Below are 8,505 nucleotides of genomic sequence, written 5' to 3' on the forward strand. Positions count from 1 at the left end.
TTACACGACGCTTTATTAGACTTTATCAGCCAGGAGATTTTTCCCGTTTTCGATTCACGTTTGATTGACATCGAGCCGGATGATTATGGGGATTTGTTGGAAGATAGTTACAATGCAGGACTAGAAACTATTTTGAAGCAGAATTAAGGCAGCTTATTTTTAAGAGCAGAAATGCTCTTTTTATGTAAAATTGGTGCGAACTGATGTTTGAAGGAAATGTCAGCAGGGGGGTTAGTCTGGCTAACTTCGGTATCACGGCACAAAATCCGTGCCATAATGCCAAAGTCTGCTAGTACTCGCTTTCTCCCGCTGGCTTCCGCTCTGTTATTAGTCGAGCTCCGTGAACCAAAAGTCTGCACCTATCCAACTTTAACAACAAGTCGCAAAAACCACGACTTATCGTTAAAGTCCGATAGTGCTCAACTTTTAATCGGTTCACTCCGCTCAGTTATTAGTCGAGCTCTGCATGGCAGAAGGTTGTGCCTAACTAACTTCAGTCAACAATGCTGAAACCCGCATTATCGACTGAAGTCCGTTAGTGCTCATTTTCTGAACGCCATGCTCCGCTCTGTTATTAGTCGAGCTGCACAGCGCAAAAGATTCCGCTTATCCAACTCCGAGTCCATGGTGCAAAATGCGCACCATAAACTCAGAGTCCGATAATGCTCATCTTTTAAGCGCGCTGCTCCGCTCTGTTATTCTTTAGGAGGTTTTTTATGCGCTTCTTACATACCGCCGATTGGCATATCGGCAAAAAATTGCACGGCTTCGATTTGATTCAAGAACAAAAAGATGCTTTTGATCAAATTAAAGCTATTGCTAGTCAGCAGCACGTTGATGCTATCGTCATCGCTGGGGATCTTTTTGATCGTGCCGTTGCTAGTGAGGACTCTGTTTCCTTGCTCAACCAGATGCTGATGGAACTTAATCTCAAAGAACATTATCCGCTGTTAGCTATCAGCGGCAATCATGACTCCGCTATTCGCTTGGATACTGGCAGCTATTGGTTCAAAGAAACCCAGTTTTATATGCAAACTCATTTTGAAGATGCCTTTGAACCTGTCACCATTCAAGATACTCAGTTTTTCTTGCTGCCTTATTTTCAACCGCAAATGGCCCGGAATTTTTTTGGTGATGATTCGTTAACGAAAATGGACCAGATCATGGCTAAGACAGTTGAATTGATGGAACAAAAGTTTGCTCCGGATAAAAAACACGTCCTAGTTGCCCACTTTTTTGCAGCCGGGTCTTCGCATACAGATTCTGAAACAACTTTGGAGGTCGGGGGACTAAATCCTGTTCCCGTCGATATATTGACCAAATTCGATTACACAGCTTTAGGTCATTTGCATGATAAAGATGCACTTAAACAGCCAACCGTTCGTTATGCGGGCTCGCCAGTCAAATTTTCGACCAGTGAAGCTGAAACAGAAAAGGGAGTTTGGATCGTTGATACGGAACCCTACCAGGTGCAATGGGTTCCGCTGCGCCCCCTGCACGATATTCGGATACTTGAACATTCATTTGAAGAACTGACTGATCCAGCACTCTATCGTACAATTCCCGATGAAGATTATGTGGCAATTCGTCTGACAGATACCGCGGTGATCAGCGACGTAATGAATAGGTTACGCCATTATTATCCGCGGATCGTTAGTTTATCCCGATTAAATGGACGTGAAACATTGGCCGCTAAAGATCAAGATGTTCGGGTAAACATGGATCCGCAGGCACTGTTTGATTCTTTTTTTGAAAAGATGACCGACCAGAAGCCGACAGAAATGCAAGAAAAAATTGTCCGGGAAAGTTTTGCCGAGTTGCAGAGAGGAGGCTCCTATGAAGCCAATTAAAATTCGTATGCGTTACTTTGGTCCATACGTTGACCAGACTATCGATTTTAGAGAATTTTCCGATGCACCGGTATTTTTGATCAGCGGTAAAACAGGTGCGGGTAAAACCACTATTTTTGATGCGATGTGTTTTGCTTTATTTGGCAGAACTTCTGGCGACGAACGTGCTGCTGAACAGATGCGCTCGGATTTTGCAGCGGCAGATGATCTGACTGAAGTTACATTTGTTTTTGACGATCAGCAGCGACGCTATCAAATTACACGTTCGCCCAAGCAGACAGTCACGGCCAAACATGGAAATAAGACCACAACGAGAACTGCTAAAGTCTCCTTAATTTACATTGACGCGGAGGGCGAAAAAAAAGAGATCACCAAGATCAACCAAGCCAATCAGTTTATCAATGACCTCCTGAATCTGACCGCTGAGCAGTTCTCTCAGATCGTTTTGCTGCCCCAAGGTCAATTCCGAAATTTTTTAGTTGCAGACAGTAACCAAAAAGAAGCAGTCTTGCGTGAATTATTTGGGACCGGTTTTTACCGTTTGTTCGTGGATGATATTAGTGAAAAAGCTAAAGCCAGACATCGTGCTAGCGAACAAGAACTGCTTCGCTTGCGGTCGTTGCAGGCAAACGCTAAATTTGAACGGCCAGAGGATAATAATAGCGAGCTGCCGGTCTTAGATTGGCTGGAAACCCTCCAAAAAGAAATTGAAAGAAAAAAACAGCTGGGGTCAAAGTATCAAGAGGAATACCAACGCAATGAAGAACGGAAAACTCAGTTAAACCGGACTTATCAAATGCAGCAGACTTTGTTGGAAGATCAGCAAGAGCTCGTCAGACTGCAAAAACAGGCAGCTGAACTAGAACAACAAAAACCGCAGATTATTGACACCAAAAAACAGCTAACTGAGCTGGAGTGGGGCGATCAGCAGCGTGATTTAGTTAATGAACGACTTTCCTCCAGTCGGTTAGTGCAGGAATTACAAGATCAGCAAAAACTGAAGCGAGCAGAGCAAGGACGCGTTCAGATCGAACTTGAACGGCTTCGAGCTGAGTTGAAAGAAATCGAGCGGGCTGAGCCGCAGATCAATGAGTTTCAAGGGCAGATCGAACGTTTGAAAGCAAAGGTCGACTTGTACCAGGAAGTTGAGAAACTTGCCAAGCAGCATGATCAGCTGACGGAACAAGTTCAGCAGACAAAAAGAAGCTCGATGGAAGCACAGCTTGCGATCACAACGGATACTGAGGAAATCGACAAGTTGACCGCGAAGCTGGCAGGTTATCAAGATCTGCAGCAGCAAGGGGTCGAGGTGCAAAAGCAGCAAGACCAAGCGACTGATTTAAAACAACAAATGCTGGCAGTAAAAGCAAGTCTGCAAGAACAGACTGAGACCGAGAAAAAACTGCAGAAACTTAAACAGGACGCCAGTGTTCTCTCAGAAAATGCACGCCAGGCACAGAGAAAATACGATCAGCTGGAGCAAAAGTATACTTCTGACCAGATCGTGATTTTGGCGAGCCGTTTGAAACCAGGAACACCCTGTCCTCTTTGCGGCTCAACGGAACATCCCCATCCTGCTGAACTAACTATGCAGGCCCAACCGACCACTAAAGAAGAAGTCGACCGGGCTCAACAAACAGCTCAAGCAGCCTATGGTAAGCTTCATTCTCAAAATGGGACAATTCAGACGCAGACTCAATTTTTGACAGAAAAAAAGGAACGGCTGCTGGCGCAACAGACCGCTTTGGCAGAAAGAATAGGGCTAGATCCTGCTGCTGAGTTCTCTGAGATAGAGGCGACCTTAGGCGAGCTGGAAAAAAAGCAAGCTTCTGATCAGAAGAGCTATGCACAGAGACTGGAACAAAGTAAAAAGCTTAATGACCGGCTGGTGTCCTTGCGTCAAAAGAGACCCATATTGGAACAGCAAAGTGCCGCCGCCAGCGAAAGCTATCATCAGACGATCGTTGAAGAACAGAAAGTTTTAACTGAATATAAACAAAAACAGCAGCAGCTGCCCAGCGGTTTTGGCTCTAGCACAAAACTGAGCGAACAGTTGGAACGGTGGCAGCAGCAAGTAGCAAAGCATCGGCGAAAAAAAGAAGAGTACCAGGAGAAAGTAAATTCTGGCAATAGTCAATTGGCTGCTTTGACCGCCGGGATCAAAGAACGGACCGAACGGCAAGATCAGGCGAAAAAGCACGAACAAGCGGCACTAAGCAAGCTGCAGGAACGGGTTGCTGCATATGAAGGCCCGATGGATCTAACCCGGTTGGAGGAGTTGTGTACACAGCTCGATCAAATCCCCCAGCTGCGTAAAAAAGTGCAGGATTATCAAGAAAAATGCACGATCAACCAAACCTCCCAAAAACAACTGCAAGCTAGAATCTCTGGGCGGCCTAAGCCTGACATCGCTGCGACCTCAGCGCAGATCGCGGAGCTCGACAAGGCGCAAAATGAGTTGTTCCAGCAACGCAGCGCCGTTGTGCATCTCTATCAAGGCAACCAAGATGTCTTTGATCAGGTGAAACAGATCTTGGAAAAATATCAGCAGACTTTAAAAGAAAGTCAGCAATGGGATCAATTGGCCGAAGTTGTCGCAGGAAAAGGCAAGCTGAAGCTAAACATAGAACGTTACGTGCTGCAAAGCTATTTCAAACAAGTTTTAGAAGTGGCTAATCAGCGGTTTTCGGATTTGACTGGTGGACGTTACGGTTTTGTTTTAGATGAAGGACATGGAAGTTACGCCTCTAATACGGGGTTGGAGCTGAATATCTATGATGATAATGCAGGTAAGATCCGTAGTGTGCATACACTTTCAGGCGGTGAAAGCTTTATCGCTGCTTTATGCCTAGCTTTGGCTTTAGGTGAGGTCGTTTCTGCACAGGCAGGCGGGATCTTCGTGGAAGCACTTTTTATCGACGAAGGTTTTGGTTCTTTAGACCAAGACAGTTTGCAGGTTGCTTTGGATGCGTTAAAAGCGATCGAAGGAGAAAACAGGCTGATCGGTATTATTAGTCACGTCAGCGAGCTTCGATCAGAGATCCCTGATCAATTGCATGTGATTTCAAGTCACGGACGCAGCAGTATCAGGTACGATCACGAATTTGACTAGCTTCACAATATTTTAAAGCAAGGAAATGTTTATGGAATATAAGACACATTTAGTCTCGACCTTTGTTTTAGGTTTGCCTTTAATGGCCAGCGGGGGTCAAGTTGATCTTCTCAATCTTGGGATGCTGGGGTTAGGGAGTCTCTTGCCAGATATTGACCACCCGCAGTCTTTTTTAGGCAAGAGAAATAAAATTGCCAGCGGCTTGACCAACAAAACCTTTGGACACCGGAAGGGCACACACTCCTTGGCTGCACTTGTTGTTGTTTATATAGGAATGACGCTGATCGCAGTCAATTATTTAACTGCACAGGGGACCTACACCGCTTTTTGGTTGACGTTTGGTTACTTATGCCATTTATTGGAAGACAGCTTTTCTAAAGAAGGAGTTAACTGGCTGTGGCCAAAGAAAAAGAAACAAAAGCGCTCAAGCAGCAAGATGCTTTTTTATCAGACAGGGAAACTGACTGAGTATTTGGTGTTGGGCTTAATGTTATGCCTGCTTTTGATCGAGCTGCGTTTGCTGTGGATCGATCAGCTTGCTTCGCTGATCCCTGGGCAATACTTATTAGGGGTTCAAAGTTGGCTGCTTAAAATCGATCACTTTTTAGGACTGGGTGATTTAGGCAAATGAAAACAAGCCAGCCTCAAGCCGACCTTTCTCAATAGTTATTTTTTTAGACTTTCACTTTTAAATCGTGCTACAATAGCACCGTAAAAAGATGTTTTTAAAAATTATAAGCAGGGAAAAATTTAACAATGAAAAAGGAGGTGCTAATTTTGCTGAGAAATCAAGAAACGCTGGTATCTGCGGCTGAAAATCTTAAGGAGCATGGGATCAAGAACACACCGCAGCGGCAAGTGATCCTAGCTTATTTGATGTCTTCGCACCAGCACCCGTCCATCGAAATGATCTATGACTATGTCCGTCAAAGCGGGTTTAGTGTCAGTTTGGCAACTGTGTATAACACGCTTGAACTTTTGGAAGAAAATAAGCTGATCTTGCAAGTTGCTCCAGATAATAATGGTCATATGCGCTATGATTATTTGGCCGAACCGCACTATCATGTGATCTGTGTTTCGTGTAATAAAATCGTGGATGTGTTTGACTCGGAATTCAAAAAAAATGAAGCAAAAGCAGCTCAAGAAACTGGTTATGAAGTTTTTAACAGTAAGTATGAAGTTTATGGTCTTTGTCCTGAATGCCAGGCAAAACGCGCGCAATAAAGTGTGCTTTCTGCCTCAAGTCAACTTGACTTTTAGGCGGTTCAAGGATAGGATATTTTAAAAAGCGATGAAGTAAGACAGTAAAATAATGGTCCCTAGCTCAGAGAGCTGACGGAAGCTGCAAGTCAGACTATACCACTTATTTGAATTACACTACGGAGCAAATTTCGGTTCATCTCGTTATTGATGTAAAAGGTGATCGCGTCTGCGATAATCTGGGTGGTAACGCGGAAATTTCGTCCCTGATGTCTGAGTGGCATCAGGGATTTTTTTAGCTAGATTTAAAGGCAGACTTGCATTGATTTAGGGACGAGACCGTTAAAGAAAGGAAGTTAGCAATGACTAACATTATTGATGAATTAAAGTGGCGTGGAGCAATTAATCAGGTGACGGATGAAGAAGGCTTGAATAAACTGATCAACGAAAAATCTGTTGGCTTATATTGTGGGACAGACCCCACAGGCGACAGCTTGCATATTGGTCATTTGATCCCGTTTATGATGCTGAAAAGATTTCAAATGGCAGGACACCGGGCTCATATTATCATTGGCGGCGGGACTGGCTCGATTGGCGATCCTTCTGGGCGTAATTCAGAACGCGTCTTGCAGACGATGGAAACTGTTCATCATAATGAAGAAGCTTTGACAAAGCAGATGAAAAAGCTTTTTGGGGCAGACAACATTACGATCGTGAATAACTACGACTGGTTGTCCAAAATTGACTTGCTGGCTTTTTTGCGTGACTACGGCAAACTTTTTAATCTCAATACGATGCTGAATAAAGAAGTAGTTGCATCACGGCTTGAGGCAGGGATCTCTTACACTGAATTTACCTACCAGATCCTACAGTCAGTTGATTTCCACCACTTGTGGCAAGAACACGATGTTCAACTGCAGATCGGTGGTGCCGATCAGTGGGGCAACATCACGGCGGGGATCGATTTGATCCATAAAATGGAAGGCTCAGACGCGCAAGCATACGGGCTGACTATCCCATTGATGCTGAAGGCTGATGGGACGAAGTTTGGTAAAACTGCTGGCGGGGCGGTTTGGTTAGATCCTAAGAAGACGACTCCATATGAATTCTACCAGTTTTGGCTGAATCAAGACGATAGAGATGTTGTGCGGTACTTGAAGTACTTCACTTTCCTGTCGCATGAAGATATCGAAGATTTGGCTGAAAAAGTCAAGACTCAACCAGAAAAACGGGAAGCACAGCGCAAATTAGCGGAAGAAGTGACGGAGTTTGTGCACAGTAAAGAGGCTGTTGAGCAAGCCAAACGGATCTCTGCTGCTCTTTTCTCCGGGGATGTTAAGACTTTGACTGCTGATGATATTGAACAAGGTTTTAAAAACATGCCAGCCGTTGAATGTGCCAGCGAACCAGCCAATATTATCGAGTGGTTAGTAGGGACAGGGATCGAAAAATCCAAACGGCAAGCACGCGAAGATGTGAACAATGGTGCGATCCGCATCAATGGCGACCGGATCACTGACGTTGATTTTGAGATTGATCCGTCTGCTAAGTTTGACGGCCGTTATGTGATCGCAAGACGGGGCAAGAAAAAGTATTTCTTGGCCCATGTTAAATAAATTCTGGATGTAAACATCTATCTGTTGAGTAGGTAGATGTTTTTTTTAGTGGAATGCAGAAAAAATATTTTTTAGGAATAAACTAGCCGTTTTCAGGTTGTGAAAACATGTATTTGTGCTGAAATACGGATGAAATTAATCAGTTGCAGATTAAAGTTCGTAAACTATCTAAAAATTGTGAGCTAGAGCAGCAGAAGACAACTGATTGGAGGTTGACGGATCAACGATTAGCTTGTATATTTATATACGCTAATTGATTCGTTATTAGCTTTTTGTTTGCTGTGAGACGCGAAAATATCCACTTCTAAATTTATTTAAATTTATGGTTGACTTTTTTACTGAGCGTGGTAAACTAATAAAGTTGTCACTTGCGAGTGATAACCGAGTAGATCTTTGAAAACTGAACAAAGTTTCGACAAATCAAATGTGTGAGGTCGCTTACCGAACGGTAAGTGCAAACAACATTTGCGAAGTCAATTCGCTAGTAAAATTTATGAGTCACAAACTTTTAAAATGAGAGTTTGATCCTGGCTCAGGACGAACGCTGGCGGCGTGCCTAATACATGCAAGTCGAACGCAATCTGTTAACAACGAGTGCTTGCACTCAGCGTTAACAGTGCGAGTGGCGAACGGGTGAGTAACACGTGGGCAACCTGCCCAGAAGAGGGGGATAACACTTGGAAACAGGTGCTAATACCGCATCAACCGACTGACCGCATGGTCGGTC

5 protein-coding genes, 1 rRNA gene and 1 other annotated feature are annotated in these 8,505 nt (G+C 44.1%); all 6 genes read left to right on the forward strand.

Annotation, left to right across the window (positions count from 1 at the left end; translation table 11 throughout):
• The first annotated feature begins 716 nt into the window (after positions 1–716).
• The gene (locus LFYK43_RS10475) at positions 717–1,850 is read left to right on the forward strand and encodes an exonuclease SbcCD subunit D (protein ID WP_124978065.1); all 1,134 of its coding nucleotides are present in this window, start codon (positions 717–719) and stop codon (positions 1,848–1,850) included.
• Positions 1,837–4,962 (forward strand): AAA family ATPase, encoded by a 3,126-nt coding sequence (locus LFYK43_RS10480; RefSeq protein WP_124978067.1) that lies wholly within the window; start codon positions 1,837–1,839, stop codon positions 4,960–4,962. The genes LFYK43_RS10475 and LFYK43_RS10480 overlap by 14 nt, the downstream gene beginning before the upstream one ends.
• 31 nt (positions 4,963–4,993) lie before the next feature.
• A complete protein-coding gene (locus tag LFYK43_RS10485; protein WP_124978069.1) occupies positions 4,994–5,593 on the forward strand; it encodes a metal-dependent hydrolase in 600 nt (199 codons plus the stop codon).
• A 149-nt stretch (positions 5,594–5,742) separates the two neighbouring features.
• On the forward strand, positions 5,743–6,186 hold the full coding sequence (locus LFYK43_RS10490; protein WP_229718019.1) for a Fur family transcriptional regulator: 444 nt from the start codon (positions 5,743–5,745) through the stop codon (positions 6,184–6,186).
• A gap of 58 nt (positions 6,187–6,244) precedes the next feature.
• Positions 6,245–6,433 (forward strand) — a binding site (T-box leader).
• Between the two features lie 91 nt (positions 6,434–6,524).
• Positions 6,525–7,778: a tyrosine--tRNA ligase gene (gene tyrS, locus LFYK43_RS10495; protein WP_124978073.1), complete on the forward strand. Its 1,254-nt coding sequence runs from the start codon at positions 6,525–6,527 to the stop codon at positions 7,776–7,778.
• A 509-nt stretch (positions 7,779–8,287) separates the two neighbouring features.
• A 16S ribosomal RNA gene (locus tag LFYK43_RS10500) occupies positions 8,288–8,505 on the forward strand; the annotation flags it as partial.

This window comes from Ligilactobacillus salitolerans, assembly GCF_003864415.1.
In the GTDB taxonomy this organism is placed as follows: Bacteria; Bacillota; Bacilli; order Lactobacillales; family Lactobacillaceae; genus Ligilactobacillus; species Ligilactobacillus salitolerans.